We start from the raw sequence: 20,629 nt of genomic DNA on the forward strand, positions 1-20,629 counted from the left end.
TGCGTAAGGGTGCCAGTGGAGCCGGGCCAGGCCCGGCTCCGGGGATCAATCACTGCGGCAGCACTTCCAGCGTCGCCACGTAGCTCAGCCTACGCTTTTCAGCCTGCTTGACCGAGGTCTTGTTGTCTTCGGTCCCGGTTTCCAGCCAGTACATGCCGGCTTCCGGCCAGCTCACCTTGATCTCTCCCTTGGCATCGCTGGTGACCTTGATCTCTTCCTGCGCGTTGCGGTAACGCGTGGCGCCACGCACGATCTCGAACTCCAGCCCAGCGGTCGGCTTGCCGTCCACCAGCACGTGGAAAGTCGCTTCTTCGCCGGCGAACAGATCGTTCGGGTGGCCCACCGCGATCAGTTCGATGCCCTTGTTGGTCGGCTTGAGCGCGGTGGCGTTCGGCGCGCCATTGGTGACGAAGGTTTCCACCCGACCTACCGATTCGGATACCTGCACGTTCTTTGCTTCCTTCGGCAGTTCGCCGAAGCTGGCCGCGGTGCCGCGCCAGCGCTTGCGCTCGCCGTTCAACTCATAGGTGGCGAACAGGCCGTCGTTGACCGAGGCGATGCGGTAGGTACCGGCCTGCTTCAGCTCGATGTCGAACACGCTGCGGAACTTGCCGGTGGCACTGTTCTGCGGCTGCACGCTGCTGCCGTCCGGTGCGGTGACCACCACCGATTCCAGGCGCAGCGGCACGTGGTTGAAGTAGAACAGATCGTTGGATACGGCACCGTCCACGGTGATCCACGGGTTGGTACCGGCGATCACGGTCTGCGACGGCAGCAGCCAGGCCTTGTGAGCCACGGCGGAGAAGGGAAGGGCAGCAGCCAGGGCGGCGGCGAGGACGAGCGTGCGCTTCATCGGGGTATGACTCCAGGAGAAAGAAGGTACGGACCCATGCTGGAACAGCTCAGGGTTTGATGGCGAGGGTGACCTTGCCCAGTTCGGTGCTGCCTTGTGCCGAACCGTTCTGCGCGGACTTTGCCGGCCAGCTGAAAGGCAGCTTGACCAGTTCGCGGCCGCCGACTTCGCGCACCGCTTCCACCACCAGGGTGTAGTTGCCCGGCGCGAGGTCCTTCAGCGCGCGCTGGCGGTCGTTGAATGACAGCGCATGGGTGCCGACCGGGCGGGTCGGGCCGGTCACCCCGTCCACCGGCACCTCCAGCGTACGGCCGCTCTTGCGCCACCACTGGCGCAGGTCCGGCAGCCACTTGGTGCCATGGCCCTCGCTGTTGCCGGTCTGCTGGTACCAGACCGACAGGTTGGCGGCGACCTTCTGGTCGGCCCCTTCCAGCCACACCGCCACGTAGGGGCGGTGGTACTCGGCGACGTTGAGCTTGGGCACTTCGACGTTGATGTCCAGCGTGGTCGCATAGGCCGGCGAGGTGGCCAGCAGGCCGCTGAGGGCGATGGTGAGGGTGACGCGCATGGGCGGCTCCAGCAGGAAAGGTGGGAAGGTCAGTGGATCAACAGCAGGGCGATCAGCAGCGGAATCATCAGGCCCAGGCCGACCAGCGGCCAGGTCATGCGCCGCTGCCGCGCATGCAGGTGCAACAGGAACAGGCCGGTGATGCAGAACACCAGGCAGGCCACGGCGAACACATCCAGGAACCAGCCCCACGCCGGACCGGCATTACGCCCTTTGTGCAGGTCGTTGAGGTAGGACACCGCCCCGCGCGAAGTGGATTCGAACTCCACCGCGCCGCTTGCGCGGTCGATGCTCAGCCAGGCATCACCGCCGGGACGTGGCAGCGACAGGTAGATCTCTTCCGGCGACCACTCCGCGGCGCGGCCACCGATGGAAATGTCCAGCGCCTCGTCCAGCCACTGGCGCGCGGCACGTGGCAGCGGCGCGTTGCCGTCTTCGCGCGTGCCCAGTTGGTCCAGCACCGCGGCGGGCAGCTCCAGCTGGCGGTTCTGCACCTGTGGGCTCGCTTCGATCTTCGCTGCATGGTTCAGCGTGATGCCGGTAACGGCGAACAGCAGCATGCCGATCAGGCAGACCGCCGAGCTGATCCAGTGCCATTGATGCAGCGTGCGCAGCCAGAAACCGCGGCTTTGCTGTTGCTTCACGGAGGTAGAGACGGATCGGCTCACGCGGAAGGATAGGATTCGAGGAGACAGGGCATTACAGCATTGATGAGAATAGTTCGCAATTAGGGCGGTAGTGACGGACGCTGGCCGTCAATCCTTTCGCCAATGACGGCCAGCGGCCGTCACTACCCAGCCCGTCAGAACCTGAAGTTCAGGCTGACCCAGACGCTGCGGGCTTTGTCCTTGTTGTTGTAGTCATCCTCGAACAGCACTTCGTTGGTGCCATCGGCATAGGCGCCGTTGCCGTCCAGGTCGGTGAAGGTCGCCTGGTAGGTGGTGAAATCGCGGTCGAGCAGATTGTTGATGCGCGCGTTCACCGTCAGCCATTCGGTGGCCTCGTACGAGGCACCCAGGTGCAGCACGGTGTAATCCTTGTAGTACAGCGGCTGGCTGGTGATGGCGCTGACCCCGCGGTAGCGCTTGGATCGCATCTCACCGGTCAGGAACACGTTGAAGCGCTCGCTGGCCTGCCAGTCGAAGGTGGCGTTGGCCATGTGCTTGGCGCTGTTGCCCAGCGGCAGGCCCTTCTCCGCGCCGCTCTTCTGTTCGCTGTCGGTATAGGTGTAGTTGGCGCGCAGCGCGAAGCGTTCGCTGATCTTCCAGCGGCCGGCCACTTCCGCGCCCTGGATCACCACCTCGTCGATGTTCACCGTACGCGAGCTGCTGGCATAGCCCAGTTCGGCGTATTCGCCGCTGCTGGTGCAGGCCTGCGCGAACCCGGGGCCGCACGGCTGTGAGGCGATCTTGTCGTCGAATCTGTTGTGGAACACGGTGGCATTGGCGCTGTGCCCCTGCGGGTGCTGCCAGTACACCGCCAGTTCGGTGCTGGTGCTGGTTTCCGGCTGCAGGTCCGGGTTGCCGTACATCGGCGAAGTGCCCTGGCCGCCGAAGCCGGTCACCCCGTCATACAGCTGGGTGGTCTTGGGGGTCTTGAAGCCGGTGCTGACACCGCCCTTGACGGTCCACGCATCGTTGAACGTGTACACGCCATACAGGCGCGGACTCAGGTGGTTGCCGAACACCTCATGGTCGTCGAAACGCAGGCCGTAGGTGAGCGCGAACGGTGCGGTGATGTTCCAGGTGTCTTCGGCGAACACCGAATACATGTTGTGGTCCTGCACCTGCCCCGGATTGCCGCTTTCCATGCCGAATACACCGTCGGTCAGCTCACCGCGGATGATCTGCGCACCCACCACCGCGATATGTTCGCCCGCGGCCTGGAACGGAATATCCAGCTTGGCATCCAGGGTGTACTGGGCGCTTTCCAGCGTGCGCTTGGGGCGCGGCAGGAAGGCGGCTTCGGCAGCAGCGCGACGCTGGGCTTCGGTCTGGCCGACGTAGGCGCCGGTGCCGTTGAGCATCTGCAGCAGCTGGCGGCGCTCGTCAACGGTGAACGGCATGGTGCGGCCATCGTTGTTGGTGGCCACGTGGGCCAGCGACACCAGGCTGCGGCCGAAGCTCCAGTCCCCTTCGTGGGTCAGTGCCCACGCATCGCGGGTGAACTCCTGGCTGGCGCTGTAGCCGACGCGCGGATCGGCGCGCGTGCAGTTGCGGCGGGTGATGCAGGTGGTGGTGTTGCCGCGCCAGATCGAGGCGATGCCATCGACGGTACCGACCGGGTACTCCTCCACGCCGGCGTCGTTGATCTTGATCGAGTTGTCGTATTCCTGCCGCGAGGTATCGAAGTCCAGGGTGATGCGCTGGGCGTCGGTGGCATTCCATTCCAGGCTGACGCCGCCGGATTTATTGGTGTTGTCCACGGTCTTGCCGCCGGCACCGAAGCCGAGCGGGCGGGTGTGCTCCACCCCGGCTGGATCGGTGGATGGCGAGTACACCGGATTGGAGGCCTTGCGGTCATACCAGCTGGCACGCGCGCTGAGGTTCAACACGCCAGGCACCAGCGGCCCGGTGATGTAGGCATCGACGGTGCTGTCATCGCCGAACTGGTCATCGGTTTCGAAGGTGCGGCCGACGGTGGCCGAGCCGTGCCAGCTGTCCAGCGCGCGCTTGGTGATCACGTTGATCACACCGCCCATCGCGTCGGCACCGTACAGCGTGGACGCCGGGCCGCGGATCACTTCGATGCGCTCGATCGCATCCAGCGGCGGGATGTGGTTGAACTGGTTGCCGCCGAAGTTGTTCGGGTAGATGTCGCCATGGTTGTTCTGGCGGCGGCCGTTGATCAGCAGCAGCGTGTAGTCCGAGCCCATGCCACGCATCGACACCGAGCCCTGCCCGGTCTTGTCGCGGGTCTCGCCGACGTCCACGCCTTCCAGGTCACGCACCGCATCCAGCAGGGTCATGTACGGGCGCTTGGCCAGCTCCTCGCGGGTGATGACCGAGATGCTGGCCGGTGCATCGGTGATCTTCTGTTCGAAGCCGGACGCGGTGACCACCACCTGGTCCAGGGTGCGCGGCGCGGCGACTTCGGCGAAGGCCGGTGCAGCCAGGGCGCACAGCAGGGCGCTGGACAGGACAGTAAGGGAAACGGACGAACGCAGACGATGGCGCTGGGCCATGGCAGAAACTCCAAAGGGTGCTGGAAAGCGCCGCGGGCGACGCCGGAGGCGCGCTGAAGGGCGGTAGGGCCCGATCCGGGCCGGGAGGTGACGAATGCGAAGAAAGCGATCAACGTGCGCGCCTGGAAGCGGGCGAACGCGGAAGGTGGATCAGGCCAGCGGGGGCGCCTGGCCGCGTTGCTGGCGGCGTCCGGGCGCATCGGCGCGCGGCGGCCGTGCGCTGGCATGGCGCCAGTCGCGGGAAACATCAGCGCTGTCGCTCGGGGCGTGCGCCAACCGCATCCAGCCAAGCAGGGCGAAGGTGTAGGCCGTGTCCGGCGTAGCGTGCGTAGTCGGGGCATCCTCGCCCAGCGATACCCGGCGCAGCTTGGCCGGTGCCTGTTCGTGCAGCGACAGTTCGCCGCCGCCACGTTCTTCCAGCGGCAGCGGGGCCTGCAGCACGGCCGACGGCGCATGCGGATCGGTGCTCAGTGTGAGCAGCGGCAGCGAGCCCAGCAGCAACGCCAGCATCGCCACCCACGCCAGCAGGCTGGCCAGCGCGGGACGCTGGCCGCGCATGGCGGCGCCGAGCTGATGATGGCGGTGCGGATGACGCAAGGATGGGCCCCGGGTAGTGGCCGCCAGCGGAGCGCGGCGTGCACGGGGCGTGATTGTAGTGAGAGTCGTTTGCCGTTGCAAATGAGAACGGTTTGCGACATCTTCAATAAGGGGGCGGGAGGCGGGTCAGACCTCGCTCCAGCGTCGCAGAAGGTTGTGGTACACCCCGCTCAGCTGCAGCACGGCGGCGGCATCGGCCTGGCTCTGTCGCAGCCGTTCGATGGAGGTGTCCATCTCCCACAGCAGGCGCCGCTGGGCGTCATCGCGGACCATGCTCTGCACCCAGAAAAACGAGGCGATGCGTGTCCCGCGGGTGACCGGATTCACCTGGTGCAGGCTGCTGGAGGGATACAGGATCAGGTCCCCGGCGGGCAGTTTCACTTCATGCTCGCCGTAGGTATCGCTGATGACCAGCTCGCCCCCGTCGTAGGCCTCCGGCGCTGAAAGAAAGAGGGTGCACGACACGTCCGAACGCAGGTGCCCCTGCGCGCCATGGGCCATCACCGCGCCATCGACATGGAACCCGTAGGTGCCGCCGCCCTGGTAACGGTTGAAGCGCGGCGGCAGGATCTTCAACGGCAATGCAGCGGCAAAGAACAGCGGGTTGCGCTGCAGGGCCGCCAGCACCTTCTCGCCCAACTGCGCTTTCAGCGGCGATGCATCGGGCAGCTGCTGGTTGCGCTTGACCTGTGCGCCCTGGCGGCCCACGGTCTCGCGGCCGTCGGTCCACTCGGCCTGATCCAGCGGTGCCTGCAGCTGGCCGAGTTCCTCGGCGGTGAGCACGTTGGGAATGTGCAGCAGCATGGTGTTCGTCCGGTAAAGGAAAGGGCGCGGGAAGCACCGGGCTTCCCGCGCCGTCGGCTCAGAAGCGGAAGTCCGCGCTGAGCAGGAACGTACGCGGGGTGCCCGGGGTGTAACGGTAGCCGCTCTTGTTGATCGCAGCCACATACTGTTTGTCGAACACGTTGTACGCGTTCAAGCGCAGCACCAGCACTTCGTTCACCGCATACGACAGCACCGCGTCATACACCGTGTACGACTTGGTGAACGAGGGCGTGCCGACTGCGCCGTCGGTGCCGCGGTGCATCGCGCTGCTGTAGCGCACACCGCCGCCCAGCGTCAGCCCGAACGGCAGCTGATAGGTGCTCCATGCAGTGAAAGCGTCGTCGGGGGTGTAGGTCAGGTTGCTGGTACCGTCGGCGGCCACGTTGGCGCCTTCCTTGACCTCGGCGTCCAAGTGGCTGTAACCGGCCGACAGCGACCAGTTGTCGGTGATGCGGCCCACCGCGGACAGCTCCACGCCCTTGACCCGCTTGCTGCCGGTCTGGGTCGGGTTGCCGGCGTCATCCAGCACCTGGGTGTTGATCTCGTTCTCCACGTCGGTCTGGAAGATCGCCACGTTCAGTGCCAGCGCATCCTCGAGGAAGGCCCACTTGCTGCCGACTTCGAAGGTCTTCGCTTCCTGCGGATCCAGGCGCGGGTTGTCCAGGCTGCTGGCCGAACTGCTGAGCGCGAAATTGCTGCCGCCCGGCGGCTGCTGCGACAGCGCGTAGTTGGCATAGATGCTGGCCGTATCACCGGCCTTGTACAGCACGCCGAGCTTCCAGTTGAGCAGCGTGTCCGATGCTTCCAGCGTTGGCGTGTCCAGTACCGTGCCGACCGGGTTGGTGCCACAGACCGGACCCGCACGGCCGCCGCACACCACCGAACTGGCATACCGGGTGTCGTAGTGGTCGGCGCGCACGCCGGCGGTCAGCCGCAGGCTTTCGCCCAGGTGCAGGGTGTCGAATAGGTAGGCCGACCAGGTGGTGGTCCGCCCATGCGCATCGGCGCCGTTGTGCGCCCAGGCCAGGCCGCCGGCGTTCCAGTCCGGGGTGTACAGGTTCGCGGCCGGCCAGCTGCTGCCGCCGGTGACGGCCTGGCCGAAGCTGTCCATCTCTTCGCGGGTGAACTCCAGCCCGGTGCTCAGGTTGTGCGCGATGGCGCCGGTGGCGAAGTCGGCGCGCAGGTTGAGCTGGTCGGTCAGCAGGGTGTTGCGCTGGTCCTTCAGCGTGGGCAGGCTGCGCGCGATGGTGTACGTGGACAGGTCGTTGCGGTCGGTGTAACGGATGTTGCCGGTGGGCGCGCCGTTGGCGGCGCGGGTGCCGGTACCCATGAAGGCGGTGAGCAGGTAGTCCTGTTCGGTGCGGCCCCAGCGCGCGGTGTTGGTCAGGCGCACCGCATCGTTGAAGTCATGTTCGATGCGGAAGGTGGCCATCTTCGCGGTGACATCGTCATGGTCGGCGCGCGTACCGTAGAAGTTCTGCGGATCCACTGGGTTGCCGGCCAGCGCTTCCAGGGTAGGCTGCGGGATCCAGCCGGGCAGGCCGAGGGTGGGCACGCCGCCATCGGGCACGTTGTCCTGATCCACGTACAGCAGGTTGAGCACATAGCGGGTGTCGGTACCCAGGCCGAACGCCAGCGACGGCGCGATGCCCCAGCGCGAGTTGTTGACGTGGTCGCGGCCGGGCTGGTCGCTGTCCTGCCACATGGCATTCAGGCGCAGCGCACTGGTCGCCCCCAGCGACTGGTTCCAGTCGGCGGTGGCGCGGCGCTGCTGGTCGCTGCCCAGGCTGGCCGTGCCGGACACTTCATCGTGCAACGTGGCCTGCTTGCTGACCATGTTGATCGCACCGGTCGGCGCCGAGCGTCCGTTGTCGGTGCCGGCCGGGCCCTTGGTGATTTCCACCTGTTCGGTATTGAACACATCGCGCGAGATGGACCCCAGGTCGCGCACGCCATCCACGAACAGGCTGCTGGAGGTGTCGAAGCCGCGCATGTACAGCGCATCACCGCTGGCGGTGTTGCCGTTCTCGCCGACGAAGAAGGTGCCCACGCCCGGGCTGTTGCGCAGCGCTTCGGTGAGGGTGGTGGCGCCCTGCTGGTTGAACAGGTCGGCCGTGATCACCTGGATGGTCTGCGGGGTGTCCTGCAGCGACTGGGTGAACTTCGGCGAGGCGACTTTGTCGGCCTTGTAGCCGCGGGTGGCGTGCACGTCCACCTTGTCCAGCGTGCGTGCGCCGTCGTTGGTTTCGGCGAAGGCCAGTGAGGGCAGGGCGGCCAGGCCGAGGCCCGCCGCCAGGCTGGCGGTGGCCAGCGGCAGGGGACGGAACGCGGAGGCGTGCTTGCGGCTTTTGATCGGATTCATGGCAGGACTTCAGTAATGGCGGGTAGCGACCCGCCAGGCGACGACTGGGCAACGCATGGCCATCGGCCGGCGGCGTGCGAAAGAAAGCATGGGCGGCGCCGCAGGGCGACGGCCGTCAGGTCAGGGGCGGAGGCGCCTGGCCCAGCGGGCGACGTGGCCGTTGCGCACGGAAAGCCAGCGCCGCTTCGGGCACCTGCGCTTTATGGGGCGTGGTCCGCAGCCGGCAGGTAGCCGCGTTGGGATACCAGCCGGATGGCTTGCTGCGCCCGGGCTCTGGTTCCACTTCGGCGGCCGCCACGGCCTGTTCGAAAGGTAATCCCTGATGTGGCGCCGGGCTGCCGGAACGTAGCGTGGCGCTGTGCCCACCCGCATGCATAGGGGTGGCAACCGGGCTACCCGGCTGCCATAGCAGCAGCACCATCAGTACCGCCCACGCCAGCCATTTCCCTTGACCCAGAAGGGCAGAGGACGTGGCAGGAGGTGGCAGGCCAGCATTCAAGCAGGTTGGATCCAGTTACATAACGTTACAAATCGTAGCAGTAACGCGAACCATTCGCATGTGCGATTTCGGTCAGGTGGGGAACTGGTCAAGGCGCCGGTCGGGAAATCCTTGAAACAGCGTACTGGCATGCCGCATGCGGGCAGCAGAGGGCACTCCGTCAAGGATTCCGCGGGACAAGGCCCGTTAGCCTCTGTCACGCCAATTCCGGCTTGAATGGTCTCTTCCCATGCGGTTTACACGTGACAGCGGGGACATCTCGACAGTCCCTGAACCCACCAGCGCGCCCGTTGCCGGGCTGGATCCCCGGACCATCGGCAGGCTGGCCCGTCGCGCCGTGGCCGACATGGGCGAAGGCATCGCTTACGGGGACAAGGTGGTGTTGCAGCCTCACGATGACGAACTGGGGATGCTGCTGGATCGATCAGCCGCTGAATCCTGCCCGGGCAACCAGCGGCTGAACTGGAAATTGAATGCCCTGGTGAGTGCGAATGCCCGGTACTGCGCGGTCAAGATCGTCGGCTCCAATGCCTGCAACCACGCCTTGGGCCTTCCGCGTTCGCAGTCGCTGCTGACCCTGTACGACAAGCTCACCATGACCCCGCTGGCCCAGTTCGACGGCACGGCCGTGTCCGCCCGAAGGACGGGAGCCTATGCGTCGATGGCGGTCGACCTGCTGCTCGCCCACCGGGAGGGGTTGTCCATCTGCCTGTACGGCGCGGGGCCAATCGCCGATTGCGTCGTCGATGACCTCCACGCGCACCATGCCCGCCGTATCAACCGGATCCATGTGTGCAGCCGCCGTCCGTCGAGCGCACAGGCTTTCGCTGCCGCAGCTGCTGCCCGCACCGGGATGGATGTGCGTAGCGGCGACGATGCCCCGGGGCACGTCGATCTGGTGATCACCGCCACCAACGCCGGAAGTCCCATCGTGCCCGTCGACAGGTTGCACCCGGACGTAGTCGTGCTGCACCTCGGCGGTGACGAGCTGCCGGAGTCCTTCATCAAACACGTACTGGCGCGAGGCACGGTGGTCTGCGACGACGTGGCCAGCGTTTGCCATCGCAATTCGCAGAGCCTGCCGCTCTACTTCTCGCGGCAGCACCTGCGCCTGTCCGATCTCAGCGGGCTGTTCAAGATATGCAGCCTGCACGACCGGACCCTTCGCCACTGCGCCGAGCTTGCGCGGCCTGCGCTGATGACCTGCGTGGGGTTGCCCGTGCTGGACCTCTACCTGGCCCAGTGGCTGTACGAGCAGAGGGGCACCAGCACCTGCCCGGCGCACGCCACGGCCGCCCCCACGGCGCAGGTCAGCGTTTAATCGCGATCGTCCCGCGTCCAGACCGCGTCGTGTTCGCGTTTCACCGGGAATTTCGGCGCAGGGCTGTACGCGGGGGCACACAGGGCACGCCCGTCGCGCACATCGAAGCGGGCCCCGTGCAGCACGCATTCGATGCTGCCTTCGGCAGTATTGAACTCACCGGAAGAAAGCTCGAACTCTTCATGGGTGCACTGGTCTTCCAGCGCATACAGCTCGCCGTCCAGATTGAAGACCACGATCGGCGTTCCGGTCACTTCATCGAAGATGCTCTTCATCTCGCCCGGCAGCAGCTCGGTGCTGGCACAGACGAAGGTCCACGGCTCGCTCATGAGGGATGGCTCTCGAACACTTTTTCCAGGATCTCGAACTGCAGGTCATCGCGCTTGGGAATGCCAAACCGCTCGTCACCATACGGGAAAGGCTTCTTGATGCCGGTGCGGCGATAGCCACGGCGCTCGTAGAAGGCGATCAGCTCCTCGCGAATGTCGATCACGGTCATCAGCATGCTGGCCAAGCCCCATTCGCGCACGCCATGGGCCTCTGCTTCGGCAATGACCTGCTTGCCCAGGCCACTGCCCTGCTCGGTGGGCGCCACGGCGAACATGCCGAAGTAGCCGTGCTCACCGCCGTCGGCGACGTGGGCGCAGGCCACCAGCTGGCCAGCGCGTTCGGCGAGCAGGATGGTGGAGCGCTGGCGCGCGATGTCGGCCTGCAGCCCTTCGGCGTCGATGCGTGCGCCATCCAGCATGTCGGCTTCGGTGGTCCACCCGGCGCGGCTGGCATCGCCGCGGTAGGCCGAAGTGACAAGTTCGATGAGGGCAGGAATGTCGGCCGGCGTGGCGGCACGGAAGGTCAGCGTGGTCATGTCGCCATTCTAGCGAGGCCGTGCGGACTGCAGCAAAAAGATGGGGTCAGAGTCAGGGGTCAGAGTCCTTTTGCGGCGAGAGAAGGAATCTGACCCCTGACTCTGACCCCTATCCTACGCATGTCACTGGCAGGCCGGATAGCCAGCCTTGGCTGCTTGCTGGGATGCTTCAGCCATGCCTCGCAGACCCCGAGTATCCGCGCCTGGACTACCGCTGCACCTCGTGCAGCGAGGTAATGACCGCCAGTGTTGTTTCAGGAGCGACGCGGATTGTTTCCGGTATCTTTCGATGCTGCGCCGTGCGGCATCGTTGACTGGATGCGTTCTACACGCCTATGTCTTGATGTCCAATCACGTGCACCTGTTGCTGACGCCACAGACCGCGGGTGCCGCGTCACGGCTCATGCAGCACCTCGGTCGCCGCTACGTGCGGTACTTCAACGATGCGCATGTCCGATCCGGGACCCTTTGGGAAGGCAGGTTTCATGCGTCGCTGGTGGGCGATGATGCCTACGTCCTCGCCTGCTATCGGTACATCGAACTCAATCCGGTCCGGGCGGGAATGGGGGATCATCCCGCGCGCTACAGGTGGTCCAGCTATGCCTGCAATGCGCTGGGTATGCGCGCGGGAGAAGTCGTACCGCACGCGACCTATATCGCCTTGGGCCCAGACGCGAGCGCGCGGCAACAGCGGTATGTGTCTTTCGTGGAATCGACGATGCCGGAGGGGCAGATCGGGGAAATTCGCCGTTCGCTGCAGCGTCAGCGGCCCCTCACCAAAGCAAAAAACGGGTCAGAGTCAGGGGTCAGAGTCCTTTTGCCGTCAGCAAAAGGACTCTGACCCCTGACTCTGACCCCTTCTTCTCAACCCAGCAGCCGGCGGACTTTGTTCAACGCCATGATGAAGCGCTCGATTTCTTCGTGCGTGTTGTAGAACGCCAGCGAGGCGCGGCAGGTCGCGGCGACGCCGTAGTACTGCAGCAGCGGATGCGCGCAATGCTGGCCCGAACGGATCGCCACGCCTTCCAGGTCCAGCAGGGTGGCCAGGTCGTGGGCGTGTGCGCCATCGATCAGGAAAGACACCACGGCCGCTTTTTCCGGCGCCGTGCCGAAGATGCGCAGGCCGTCGATCTTCTGCAGTTCTTCGGTGAAATGCGCCAGCAGTTCGGCCTCGCGTGCTTCCACGTGGGCCAGGCCCAGCGATTCCAGGTAATCGACCGCCACGCCCAGGCCGATGAAGCCGGCGATGTTCGGCGTGCCGGCTTCGAACTTGTGCGGGGCATCGTTGAACACGGTGCCGTCGAAGCTGACTTCCTTGATCATTTCGCCACCGCCGAGGAACGGCGGCATGGCGTCCAGGTGCTCGCGGCGTGCCCACAGCGCGCCGGTGCCTGTCGGGCCGCACATCTTGTGGCCGGTGATGGCATAGAAATCACAGCCGATCGCCGCCACGTCCACCTTGCGGTGCGGCACCGCCTGCGAGCCGTCGACCACGGTGACGATGCCGCGCTTGCGGGCTTCGCGGCAGATCTCGCGCACCGGATTGACCGTGCCCAGCACGTTGGAGACGTGCGCCACGGCCAGCAGCTTGACCTCGGTGGTCATGGCGCGGCGCAGGGCGTCCAGGTCCAGCGAACCATCCGGGCTGATCTCGGCCACGCGGACGGTGGCGCCGGTGCGTTCGGCCACCAGCTGCCACGGGACGATGTTGGCGTGGTGTTCCATGCGCGACACCAGGATGACATCGCCGGCCTTCAGCCGCGGCAGCGCCCACGAATAGGCCACCAGGTTCAGCGCGAAGGTGGTGCCGCTGCACAGCACCAGCTCGCTGGCGCGCACGTTGAGGAAGCGCGCCAGCTTGTTGCGCGCGCCTTCGTAGGCGTCGGTGGCTTCGGTGCCCAGTGCATGCACCGCACGGCTGACATTGGCGTTGTAGCGGCGGTAGAACTCATCCACCGCACCGATCACCTGCACCGGCTTCTGGCCGGTGTTGGCGTTGTCGAAGTAGACCAGCGGCTTGCCGTGCACTTCGCGCATCAGCAGCGGGAAGTCCTGCCGCACGCGGTCCCAGTCCGGGGCGGCGCCGGTTTCGGCCTGCGGGCGCGGCGTAGACAGGTTCATGCCACGCCTGCCTCGGACAGGGCGCGGTCCAGCCGGCGACCCAGCTGCTCGCGCAGCGCGTCCGGGAGGATCTTCAGCGGTTCGTGGCAGAACGCTGCGCTGAGCAGTGCCTGTGCCTGCTCCTGCGGCAACCCGCGCGAACGCAGGTAGAACAGCGCATTGGCATCGAGCTGGCCGACGGTGGCGCCGTGCGCGGCCTTGACCTCTTCGGCGTCGATCACCAGCGTGGGCTGGGTATCGATCTCGGCGTCGGCCGACAGCAGCAGGTTCTTGTTGGACAGGTTGGCGTCGGTGCCGTCGGCCCCTTCGCGGATGTGGATGCCACCGTGGAAGACCACGCGGCTGCGGTTGGCGGCCACGCCGCGCCACAGCAGCTCGCAGTTGGTGTCACGCGCGATGTGCTCGATGCCCAGGCGGGTGTCCACGTGGCGGCGGCCGGTGCCCAGCAGCACCCCATTGGCGGTCAGCTGTGCGTTGTCGCCTTCCAGTCGTACGTTGAGCTCGTGGCGGCTCAGCGCGGCGCCCAGCTCCAGGTCCACGCGGTGGTACTGCGCATCGCGCGCCAGCACCGCGTCGGTGCGCAGGAAGCTGGTCTGGCGGGTGCTGCCGGCCTGCAGTCGGGCGTGCTTGAGCACGGCCTCCCGGGCAAGGTGGACATGCACCACGCTGTTGTCCAGGTGGGCGCCATCGCCGGCCTGCAGGTGGTGTTCGACGATGCCCAGGCTGGCCCCGGCACGGAGCTCGATCAGCGATCGATGGTGCCAGGCCAGGTCGCTGCCGGTGGCCACGCTGGCGAAGACCAGCTGCAGCGGCACGTCCACCTGCACGCCTTCGTCCACGCGCAGCACCACGCCTTCATCGGCCAGTGCGGCGTTGAGGCGGGCGAAGATCTCATCGCTGCGCTCATAGCGGCGGGCCAGCACGCGCGCGCCTGCTTCGTCGGCGGCCAACGCGGCCGACAGCGGTTCCAGCTGCACGCCGGCCGGCAGGCCGTGGGTGTCGCTCAGGCCATCGTGCAGGCGACCGTTGACGAACACCAGGCGCGGGGCGGGAATGTCATCGAGAAGGGCGACATCCAGCGCCGGCGGGGCCAGCGGAGCGGCGGCGAAGCTGCGACGTTCCAGCTGGCGCAGCGAGGTGTACTTCCACGCTTCGCTGCGTGGGCCCGGCAGGCCGTCGCGCAGCGCGGCGTCCAGCACGTCGCGGCGCGTGTCGCTGCCGCAGAACGTGGCGGCCAATGAATCCAGCAATGCGCTCATCAGACCGCTGCCTCCGGCACCACGCGGTTTTTCAGGAAGTCATAACCATGCTCTTCCAGCTGCAGCGCCAGCTCCGGTCCACCGGACTGCACGATGCGGCCGTCGGCCAGCACGTGCACGAAATCCGGCTTGATGTAGTCCAGCAGGCGCTGGTAATGGGTGATGACCAGGAACGAGCGTTCCGGGCTGCGCAGTGCGTTGACGCCGTCGGCGACGCTCTTCAGCGCATCGATGTCCAGGCCGGAATCGGTCTCGTCCAGGATCGCCAGCTTGGGTTCCAGCACGGCCAGCTGGAAGATCTCGTTGCGCTTCTTCTCACCGCCGGAGAACCCTTCGTTGACGCCACGATGCAGCAGTTCGTCCTTCAGGTGCAGCACGGCCAGCTTCTGCCGCACCAGCTTCAGGAACTGCATCGAATCCAGTTCCTCCTGGCCGCGCGCCCGGCGCTGGGCGTTCAGCGCGGCACGCAGGAAATAGGTGTTGTTGACGCCGGGGATTTCCACCGGGTACTGGAAGGCCAGGAACAGGCCGGCGGCCGCGCGTTCTTCCGGCGACAACTGCAGCAGGTCGGCGTCTTCGAACTGCACGCTGCCTTCGCTCACGTCGTAGCCTTCACGGCCGGACAGCACGTTGCCCAGCGTGGACTTGCCGGCACCGTTGGGGCCCATGATGGCGTGCACCTGGCCGGGCTTCACGTCCAGCGACAGGCCCTTGAGGATTTCCTTGTCGCCGATGCGTGCGTGGAGGTTGTCGATCTTCAGCATGGTGGGGGGGTTCCGTGGTGCGGGCCCGGGGCCCGCCAATGATGTTTTGGTTCGAATGCAGTACGCGGGGGCAGGGCGGGCGTCAGCCCACCGAGCCTTCCAGCGAGACGTCGAGCAGCTTCTTGGCTTCCACCGCGAATTCCATCGGCAGTTCGCGGAAGACCTGCTTGCAAAAGCCGTCCACGATCAACGACACCGCGTCTTCCTGGCTGATGCCGCGTGCGCGGCAGTAGAACAGCTGGTCGTCGGAGATCTTCGAGGTGGTGGCCTCGTGTTCGACCGTCGCCCCGGGGTTCTTGACCTCGATGTAGGGGAAGGTGTGCGCACCGCACTTCTTGCCGATCAGCAGCGAATCGCACTGGGTGTAGTTGCGCGCGCCTTCGGCGCCGCGCTCGATCTTCACCAGGCCACGGTAGGTGTTCTGGCCGCGGCCGGCGCTGATGCCCTTGCTGATGATCTTGCTCTTGGTGCGCTTGCCGACGTGGATCATCTTGGTGCCGGTGTCGGCCTGCTGGCGGTGATGGGTCAGTGCCACCGAATGGAACTCGCCCACCGAGTCATCGCCCAGCAGCACGCAGGACGGGTACTTCCAGGTGATCGCCGAACCGGTCTCCACCTGGGTCCAGGTGACCTTGCTGCGTGCGCCACGGCATTCGGCCCGCTTGGTGACGAAGTTGTAGATGCCACCGACGCCGTTCTCATCGCCCGGGTACCAGTTCTGCACCGTGGAATACTTGATCTCCGCATCTTCCAGCGTGACCAGTTCCACTACCGCCGCATGCAGCTGGTTCTCATCGCGCATCGGCGCGGTGCAGCCTTCCAGGTAGGACACGTACGCCTTGTCTTCGCAGATGATCAGCGTGCGTTCGAACTGCCCGGTATGGCCGGCGTTGATGCGGAAATACGTGCTCAGTTCCATCGGGCAGCGCACGCCCTTGGGGATGAACACGAAGCTGCCATCGGAGAACACCGCCGAATTGAGCGCGGCGAAGTAGTTGTCGCCTACCGGCACCACGGTGCCCAGGTACTGCTTGACCAGTTCCGGGTGCTCCTTGATGGCTTCGGACATGGAGCAGAAAATCACGCCCTTTTCGGCCAGTTCCTTGCGGAAGGTGGTGCCGACGGACACCGAATCGAACACCGCATCCACGGCCACGCCGGCCAGCTTGGCGCGCTCGTGCAGCGGCACGCCCAGCTTGTCGTAGGTATCCAGCAGTTCCTTGGGCACGTCGTCCAGCGAGGCGTACTTCGGGCCCTTCGGCGCGGAGTAGTAGCTCAGGCCCTGCAGGTCGATCGGCGCGATCTTGAGCTTGGCCCAGTCCGGCATCGCCATGGTCAGGAAATGGCGGTACGCCTGCAGGCGCCACTCGGTCATCCACTCGGGCTCGTCCTTCTTCGCCGACAGGGCGCGGATGGTGTCCTCGTCCAGGCCCGGCGGCAGGGAGTCCGATTCGATGTCCGTGATGAAGCCGGCCGAATACTTGCGGCCAAGCTGCTCGTGGATCTCGCGGTTGGGGGTGTCGTCGGTGACGACGGTATCGATGATGTCGGTGGCCATGGGGCTGCCTGTGGATCAGGAGACGACAGCGGCCGCAATGGCGCGGCGCTGGGAGTCGTCAACAAGGGGAAGGGGGGAGAGGATCTGGGCGAGGGTGACCGCACGCAGTGCCTCGGACACCACGTCGTTGATCAGCCGCCAGCTGCTGCGTGCGCCGCACTTGGGCGCCATGTTGCACTGGTGGTTGTCGTGGCTGCATTCGGTCAGCGCCAGCGGACCTTCCATGGCCTCGACCACCTCGAACAGCGAGATCTCGCCGGGCGCGCGGGTCAGCCGGTAGCCGCCGCGGACGCCGCGCAGGCCTTCGACCAGGCCGGCCTGGGCCAGCGGCTTGAGCACCTTGCTGACGGTGGGCGGTTCCAGGCCGGTGAACTCGGCCAGCTCGGTCGCACTGAGCACCTCGGCCGGACGAGCGGCGAGCACGGTCAGTACCACGGTGGCGTAATCGGTGAGCTTGGTGACGCGGAGCATGGGGGTCTGCAGCTGGATTGCAAAGCGGACCGAAATTGTACGCTTTTATGCGCCCGCGTCCAAGCCGGACGTTTTGGCGCTGTGGGGCCCGTGCTACCCCGGCGGCGGCGCAATGGTGCGGTCTGGCCATGATTTTGGCAATCACGAAGATTAAGGGAGAATCAACGCTCCTCTTTCCAGAACGCCCCTGCGCCCATGCCGAAGAAGATCAAAGCCCGCAAATCCGCCATCCACGGCAACGGCGTGTTCGCCATCGCACCCCTGAAGAAGGGTGAGCGGGTGATCCAGTACAAGGGCCTGCTGCGCAGCCACGCCGACGTCGACGCCGATGACAGCGGCGACGTGGAAAGTGGCCACACCTTCCTGTTCACGCTGAACGACGACTACGTGATCGATGCCAATTACAAGGGCAACGAAGCGCGCTGGATGAACCACAGCTGCGAGCCCAACTGCGAGGCGCTGATCGAAGAAAACGAGGACGGCAACCCGCGCGAGGACAAGGTGTTCATTGAAACCCTGCGCGATATCGCGCCCGGCGAAGAGCTGGTCTACAACTACGGCATCACCCTGGCCGAGCGCCACACCGCGCGTCTGAAGAAGGTGTGGGAGTGCCGCTGCGGTTCGAAGAAATGCAGCGGTACCATGCTGCAGCCCAAGCGCTGAGTTGCACGCGCTGTCCACATCGGTATCACCGCCGGAACATGGGCCGGCGGTGATGCTGGGGGCTCCTTTACCAATCGGAGCATTCCCATGGCACAGCGTCTTGAAGGCAAGAAGATCGCCATCCTTGCCACCCACGGTTTCGAGCAATCCGAACTGACAGATCCGAAGAAACTGCTCGAAGGCTGGGGCGCGACCACCCGTGTGGTCTCCCCGGCGAAGGAAGGCAGCATCAAGGGCTGGAAGGAGAAAGACTGGGGCGACGAAGTAACCGTCGACCAGCCGCTGGCGGACGCCAACACGGATGATTTCGATGCGCTGTTGCTGCCCGGCGGGCAGATGAACCCCGATACCCTGCGCATCGATGCATCGGCGCTGGCCTTCATCGAAGCCTTCGGCAAGGCCGGCAAGCCGGTCGCGGCGATCTGCCACGGCCCGTGGCTGTTGATCGATACGGGCCTGGCCAAGGGCCGGCAGGTAACGTCCTGGCCGTCGGTGCGCCGGGATCTTGAAAACGCCGGTGCGCAGTGGCGCGATGAGGAAGCGGTGGTTGACGGCACCCTCATCACCAGTCGCAAGCCCGACGACATCCCGGCCTTCAGCGAAGCACTGGCAAAGGCCCTCGAAGCCTGACGCTCACGGGTAGCGCCGAGCCATGCTCGGCGTCACCCCAACCGCAGGCGGAAACCCGCCCGCATCAATTGCCCAACAACCCGGCCGGCACCATCGTGCCGAGATCCTGGTTGAAGGTGACCTGCAGGCGGCCGTTCTTCACCTGCGCCGACTGCACCTGCAAGGTGCCCAGCAGGCCCGCAACGGCCGGGTCGATGCGGTAGATTGGCTCGCGCTGCGCGTAATCGCCCAGCCATGCATTGAGCAACGACTTGGTGCGCGAATCCAGGCGTGCTCCCTGCTGCGCCGGCACGAAGTCTTCCATCGTTGGCTGCTGCAGGTGGAAGCCCTGGGTCTGCTGGTCGTAGCGCAGGCCACTGCTCAGCTTCACCGTGCCCAGCTTCGCCGGCGCGCCACCGGCGGTCGCCAGGGCGATATCCATCCCCAGGTTGAGACGTTCGCCAGCCGGCAGGGTCAGCTGCGGGTGGCTCATGGTCAGGGCGATCAATCCGCCCAGTGCATCCTGGGTGCGTGGGAAGCTGCCCTCCAGGTACTGCTGCACGTCGCCGGCACCCACCGACAGCTGGCGACCCTCAATGGAGGGGGCGGCCTGTGCGCCAATGGCGGCGGCCACCAGTACCGTAGCGGTGCCCAATCGGGTGAAGAACGGACGAAGACGCATGGTCGTGACCATCTGAAGTAAGGACATGCAGAAGATAGCCGGTTGCACTGAACCGCGCGTGCATGGCGGTGGGCAGGTCAGTCCAGCACCGGCTGCAGGTTGGCTGACTGGATCAGCCAGGCACTGCGCTGCGGATTGGGTACCAGCCGGTACCAGCCCTTGTAGCGCAGCGTGGTGCTGGGGGTAGTGACGCGTATCCGCACAGGCACTTCGATGAGATGGGTCGGCTGCTGCCGGTCACGCGGCACGGGCGCATCGGTGTTGATCTTCAGATCGCGCACCTCGCGCAGTCCGCGCAGTGCGGCATCGTCGGCACGGCCCGGCGGCGGGGCGATCATCCAGTTGGCATCGGCCTTGTCGAACTCGCGGCGCAGCAGGTGGACGGCATAGGTGCGCACCACTGCACCCGGATCCGGCGCGTCTGCGGTGACTGCCGCCAGCAGCGGCAGCGCGTCGGCGCCATCGAGAATGGAATTGGCCACACGCGTTGGGGCGGCTGCAGGTGGCTTGGCCGCCGCAACATCTGCTGCGGGCGGGACATCCGGCGCGCGCTGGCACGCACCCAGCAGCATCAGCATCGGCAACAGCCAGCAGGCAACGCGGCGCATCAGGCGCACTCGTCAGGACGGAAGCAGTGAGTGTAGCCAAGGCATGGAGGTGGACACCATCAGGCCCCCTCCCAAACGCCGCCGACCATGGGTCGGCGCTACCAGATGGCCACCATGGACCTGTCGGAGGTGGGGCGGGGTGGGTTGGCGGGGGCGTTGAGCGCCATGGATGGCGTGAAACGAGGCCCGCAGGATGCGGTTGTTGCCGTCCCCCGCCAACCCACCCCGCCCCGCCAACAAGCTGTCCTGGAGCTTCTGACGTTGCAGTTGCCGTTGCCGGAACACCTCACGCAGCGCCGTGCAGGCTGTCCAAGGCGTCCAGCGCCGTGTCGAGCTTCACCGCGTGGGCGGCCAGCGGATGGTTGGGTTCGTCGGCGTGGCGCTGCACGACGTCGCGCAGGATCTGCGCGGCGATCAACACCGCCGCACGCTCGTCGCCACTGAAGCCAGCCAGCCGCGGAGCAGCTTCGAGCAGGCGCATCCAGTCACGCTGTGCGCGATGCTCCACTTCGATGGTGCAGCGGCCGCTGCACGGCAAGCCGTCTTTTTCGATCGGCGTGACGGTGAGGCGGTAGCGGGTGGAAGGGCTGGCCATGGCGGGCGTCCATTGGGGGATGTATCCACCATAGGGCCGCCACGCAGGGACTACGACCGGGCCGGCTGCACGCAGTGTTCCATTGTCCCGCAGGTGGCCCGCTGCAACCGGCTGCGGCGCGTTGCAGGGCAGCGCCTGACGTCCGGCTGCGCGGAATCGGCGGGCAACGGCACACTGTGTTGCGGCCCGCGCACAAACCCTGGAAAAGGAACGGGACGGCAATGA

General features: G+C 66.0%; 21 protein-coding genes. 4 read left to right on the forward strand and 17 right to left on the reverse strand.

Annotation, left to right across the window (positions count from 1 at the left end):
• Positions 1-49: 49 nt before the first annotated feature.
• The 7 genes from IFT63_RS01785 to IFT63_RS01815 all read right to left on the reverse strand — a co-directional run bounded on the left by IFT63_RS01785 (position 50) and on the right by IFT63_RS01815 (position 8,389).
• Positions 50-853, reverse strand: coding sequence for a DUF4198 domain-containing protein (locus IFT63_RS01785; RefSeq protein ID WP_042615125.1), 804 nt, complete (start codon positions 851-853; stop codon positions 50-52).
• A gap of 49 nt (positions 854-902) precedes the next feature.
• Entirely contained in the window at positions 903-1,421 is a 519-nt protein-coding gene (locus IFT63_RS01790) for a DUF2271 domain-containing protein (RefSeq protein WP_192083071.1), read from the reverse strand.
• Between the two features lie 29 nt (positions 1,422-1,450).
• Positions 1,451-2,089, reverse strand: a complete 639-nt coding sequence (locus tag IFT63_RS01795; RefSeq protein WP_042615123.1) for a PepSY-associated TM helix domain-containing protein — start codon at positions 2,087-2,089, stop codon at positions 1,451-1,453.
• A gap of 134 nt (positions 2,090-2,223) precedes the next feature.
• Positions 2,224-4,605: a TonB-dependent receptor gene (locus tag IFT63_RS01800; RefSeq protein WP_192083072.1), complete on the reverse strand. Its 2,382-nt coding sequence runs from the start codon at positions 4,603-4,605 to the stop codon at positions 2,224-2,226.
• 150 nt (positions 4,606-4,755) lie between these two features.
• On the reverse strand, positions 4,756-5,202 hold the full coding sequence (locus tag IFT63_RS01805) for a hypothetical protein (RefSeq protein WP_342450408.1): 447 nt from the start codon (positions 5,200-5,202) through the stop codon (positions 4,756-4,758).
• A 126-nt stretch (positions 5,203-5,328) separates the two neighbouring features.
• A complete protein-coding gene (locus IFT63_RS01810) occupies positions 5,329-6,006 on the reverse strand; it encodes a Fe2+-dependent dioxygenase (protein ID WP_192083073.1) in 678 nt (225 codons plus the stop codon).
• A gap of 58 nt (positions 6,007-6,064) precedes the next feature.
• A complete protein-coding gene (locus tag IFT63_RS01815; protein ID WP_192083074.1) occupies positions 6,065-8,389 on the reverse strand; it encodes a catecholate siderophore receptor Fiu in 2,325 nt (774 codons plus the stop codon).
• Positions 8,390-9,234: 845 nt separating this feature from the next.
• Here IFT63_RS01815 and IFT63_RS01820 point away from each other — a divergent pair.
• A complete protein-coding gene (locus IFT63_RS01820) occupies positions 9,235-10,209 on the forward strand; it encodes an ornithine cyclodeaminase (RefSeq protein ID WP_192083075.1) in 975 nt (324 codons plus the stop codon).
• Here IFT63_RS01820 and IFT63_RS01825 read toward each other — a convergent pair.
• Positions 10,206-10,538: a non-heme iron oxygenase ferredoxin subunit gene (locus tag IFT63_RS01825; protein WP_192083076.1), complete on the reverse strand. Its 333-nt coding sequence runs from the start codon at positions 10,536-10,538 to the stop codon at positions 10,206-10,208. The two genes, IFT63_RS01820 and IFT63_RS01825, sit on opposite strands and share 4 nt — an antisense overlap.
• Positions 10,535-11,074: a GNAT family N-acetyltransferase gene (locus IFT63_RS01830; protein WP_192083077.1), complete on the reverse strand. Its 540-nt coding sequence runs from the start codon at positions 11,072-11,074 to the stop codon at positions 10,535-10,537. Before IFT63_RS01830 ends, IFT63_RS01825 begins: the two co-directional genes overlap by 4 nt.
• A gap of 175 nt (positions 11,075-11,249) precedes the next feature.
• Between IFT63_RS01830 and IFT63_RS01835 the strand changes: the two genes are divergently transcribed.
• Positions 11,250-11,915, forward strand: a complete 666-nt coding sequence (locus IFT63_RS01835; RefSeq protein ID WP_249404315.1) for a transposase — start codon at positions 11,250-11,252, stop codon at positions 11,913-11,915.
• Positions 11,916-11,938: 23 nt separating this feature from the next.
• Here the strand turns inward: IFT63_RS01835 and IFT63_RS01840 are convergent, their stop codons facing one another.
• From IFT63_RS01840 to IFT63_RS01860, 5 genes are all read right to left on the reverse strand, one after another.
• A complete protein-coding gene (locus IFT63_RS01840; RefSeq protein WP_192083078.1) occupies positions 11,939-13,195 on the reverse strand; it encodes a cysteine desulfurase in 1,257 nt (418 codons plus the stop codon).
• Complete coding sequence (gene sufD, locus IFT63_RS01845) at positions 13,192-14,454, reverse strand: Fe-S cluster assembly protein SufD (protein ID WP_192083079.1); 1,263 nt, start codon at positions 14,452-14,454, stop codon at positions 13,192-13,194. Before sufD ends, IFT63_RS01840 begins: the two co-directional genes overlap by 4 nt.
• Positions 14,454-15,218, reverse strand: a complete 765-nt coding sequence (gene sufC, locus IFT63_RS01850; protein ID WP_192083080.1) for a Fe-S cluster assembly ATPase SufC — start codon at positions 15,216-15,218, stop codon at positions 14,454-14,456. Before sufC ends, sufD begins: the two co-directional genes overlap by 1 nt.
• Positions 15,219-15,300: 82 nt before the next feature.
• The gene (gene sufB / locus IFT63_RS01855; protein ID WP_042615234.1) at positions 15,301-16,776 is read right to left on the reverse strand and encodes a Fe-S cluster assembly protein SufB; all 1,476 of its coding nucleotides are present in this window, start codon (positions 16,774-16,776) and stop codon (positions 15,301-15,303) included.
• A gap of 15 nt (positions 16,777-16,791) precedes the next feature.
• A complete protein-coding gene (locus IFT63_RS01860) occupies positions 16,792-17,247 on the reverse strand; it encodes an SUF system Fe-S cluster assembly regulator (protein ID WP_042615235.1) in 456 nt (151 codons plus the stop codon).
• A gap of 195 nt (positions 17,248-17,442) precedes the next feature.
• On the opposite strand from IFT63_RS01860, the gene IFT63_RS01865 reads away from it, so the two are divergent.
• Together IFT63_RS01865 and IFT63_RS01870 are read left to right on the forward strand one after the other, a co-directional pair.
• The gene (locus IFT63_RS01865) at positions 17,443-17,910 is read left to right on the forward strand and encodes an SET domain-containing protein-lysine N-methyltransferase (protein WP_042615236.1); all 468 of its coding nucleotides are present in this window, start codon (positions 17,443-17,445) and stop codon (positions 17,908-17,910) included.
• Positions 17,911-17,997: 87 nt separating this feature from the next.
• A complete protein-coding gene (locus IFT63_RS01870) occupies positions 17,998-18,540 on the forward strand; it encodes a type 1 glutamine amidotransferase domain-containing protein (RefSeq protein ID WP_192083081.1) in 543 nt (180 codons plus the stop codon).
• Positions 18,541-18,604: 64 nt separating this feature from the next.
• Here the strand turns inward: IFT63_RS01870 and IFT63_RS01875 are convergent, their stop codons facing one another.
• The 3 genes from IFT63_RS01875 to IFT63_RS01885 all read right to left on the reverse strand — a co-directional run bounded on the left by IFT63_RS01875 (position 18,605) and on the right by IFT63_RS01885 (position 20,404).
• On the reverse strand, positions 18,605-19,201 hold the full coding sequence (locus tag IFT63_RS01875; RefSeq protein WP_042615238.1) for a DUF1439 domain-containing protein: 597 nt from the start codon (positions 19,199-19,201) through the stop codon (positions 18,605-18,607).
• A gap of 77 nt (positions 19,202-19,278) precedes the next feature.
• Positions 19,279-19,809 (reverse strand): hypothetical protein, encoded by a 531-nt coding sequence (locus tag IFT63_RS01880; RefSeq protein ID WP_192083082.1) that lies wholly within the window; start codon positions 19,807-19,809, stop codon positions 19,279-19,281.
• A 286-nt stretch (positions 19,810-20,095) separates the two neighbouring features.
• Positions 20,096-20,404, reverse strand: a complete 309-nt coding sequence (locus IFT63_RS01885; RefSeq protein WP_042612717.1) for a DUF3861 family protein — start codon at positions 20,402-20,404, stop codon at positions 20,096-20,098.
• Positions 20,405-20,629 lie beyond the last annotated feature (225 nt).

This window comes from Stenotrophomonas sp. CFBP 13724 (assembly GCF_014841975.1).
Lineage (GTDB): Bacteria > Pseudomonadota > Gammaproteobacteria > Xanthomonadales > Xanthomonadaceae > Stenotrophomonas > Stenotrophomonas lacuserhaii.

Excerpts from the sequence above, each read along its gene's own strand:
- IFT63_RS01785 (WP_042615125.1), bottom strand. The coding sequence starts at position 853 with ATGAAGCGCACGCTCGTCCTCGCCGCCGCCCTGGCTGCTGCCCTTCCC.
- IFT63_RS01790 (WP_192083071.1), bottom strand. The coding sequence starts at position 1,421 with ATGCGCGTCACCCTCACCATCGCCCTCAGCGGCCTGCTGGCCACCTCG.
- IFT63_RS01800 (WP_192083072.1), bottom strand. The coding sequence starts at position 4,605 with ATGGCCCAGCGCCATCGTCTGCGTTCGTCCGTTTCCCTTACTGTCCTG.
- IFT63_RS01810 (WP_192083073.1), bottom strand. The coding sequence starts at position 6,006 with ATGCTGCTGCACATTCCCAACGTGCTCACCGCCGAGGAACTCGGCCAG.
- IFT63_RS01815 (WP_192083074.1), bottom strand. The coding sequence starts at position 8,389 with ATGAATCCGATCAAAAGCCGCAAGCACGCCTCCGCGTTCCGTCCCCTG.
- IFT63_RS01820 (WP_192083075.1), top strand. The coding sequence starts at position 9,235 with ATGGGCGAAGGCATCGCTTACGGGGACAAGGTGGTGTTGCAGCCTCAC.
- IFT63_RS01825 (WP_192083076.1), bottom strand. The coding sequence starts at position 10,538 with ATGAGCGAGCCGTGGACCTTCGTCTGTGCCAGCACCGAGCTGCTGCCG.
- IFT63_RS01830 (WP_192083077.1), bottom strand. The coding sequence starts at position 11,074 with ATGACCACGCTGACCTTCCGTGCCGCCACGCCGGCCGACATTCCTGCC.
- IFT63_RS01835 (WP_249404315.1), top strand. The coding sequence starts at position 11,250 with ATGCCTCGCAGACCCCGAGTATCCGCGCCTGGACTACCGCTGCACCTC.
- IFT63_RS01840 (WP_192083078.1), bottom strand. The coding sequence starts at position 13,195 with ATGAACCTGTCTACGCCGCGCCCGCAGGCCGAAACCGGCGCCGCCCCG.
- sufD (WP_192083079.1), bottom strand. The coding sequence starts at position 14,454 with ATGAGCGCATTGCTGGATTCATTGGCCGCCACGTTCTGCGGCAGCGAC.
- sufC (WP_192083080.1), bottom strand. The coding sequence starts at position 15,218 with ATGCTGAAGATCGACAACCTCCACGCACGCATCGGCGACAAGGAAATC.
- sufB (WP_042615234.1), bottom strand. The coding sequence starts at position 16,776 with ATGGCCACCGACATCATCGATACCGTCGTCACCGACGACACCCCCAAC.
- IFT63_RS01860 (WP_042615235.1), bottom strand. The coding sequence starts at position 17,247 with ATGCTCCGCGTCACCAAGCTCACCGATTACGCCACCGTGGTACTGACC.
- IFT63_RS01865 (WP_042615236.1), top strand. The coding sequence starts at position 17,443 with ATGCCGAAGAAGATCAAAGCCCGCAAATCCGCCATCCACGGCAACGGC.
- IFT63_RS01870 (WP_192083081.1), top strand. The coding sequence starts at position 17,998 with ATGGCACAGCGTCTTGAAGGCAAGAAGATCGCCATCCTTGCCACCCAC.
- IFT63_RS01875 (WP_042615238.1), bottom strand. The coding sequence starts at position 19,201 with ATGCGTCTTCGTCCGTTCTTCACCCGATTGGGCACCGCTACGGTACTG.
- IFT63_RS01880 (WP_192083082.1), bottom strand. The coding sequence starts at position 19,809 with ATGCGCCGCGTTGCCTGCTGGCTGTTGCCGATGCTGATGCTGCTGGGT.
- IFT63_RS01885 (WP_042612717.1), bottom strand. The coding sequence starts at position 20,404 with ATGGCCAGCCCTTCCACCCGCTACCGCCTCACCGTCACGCCGATCGAA.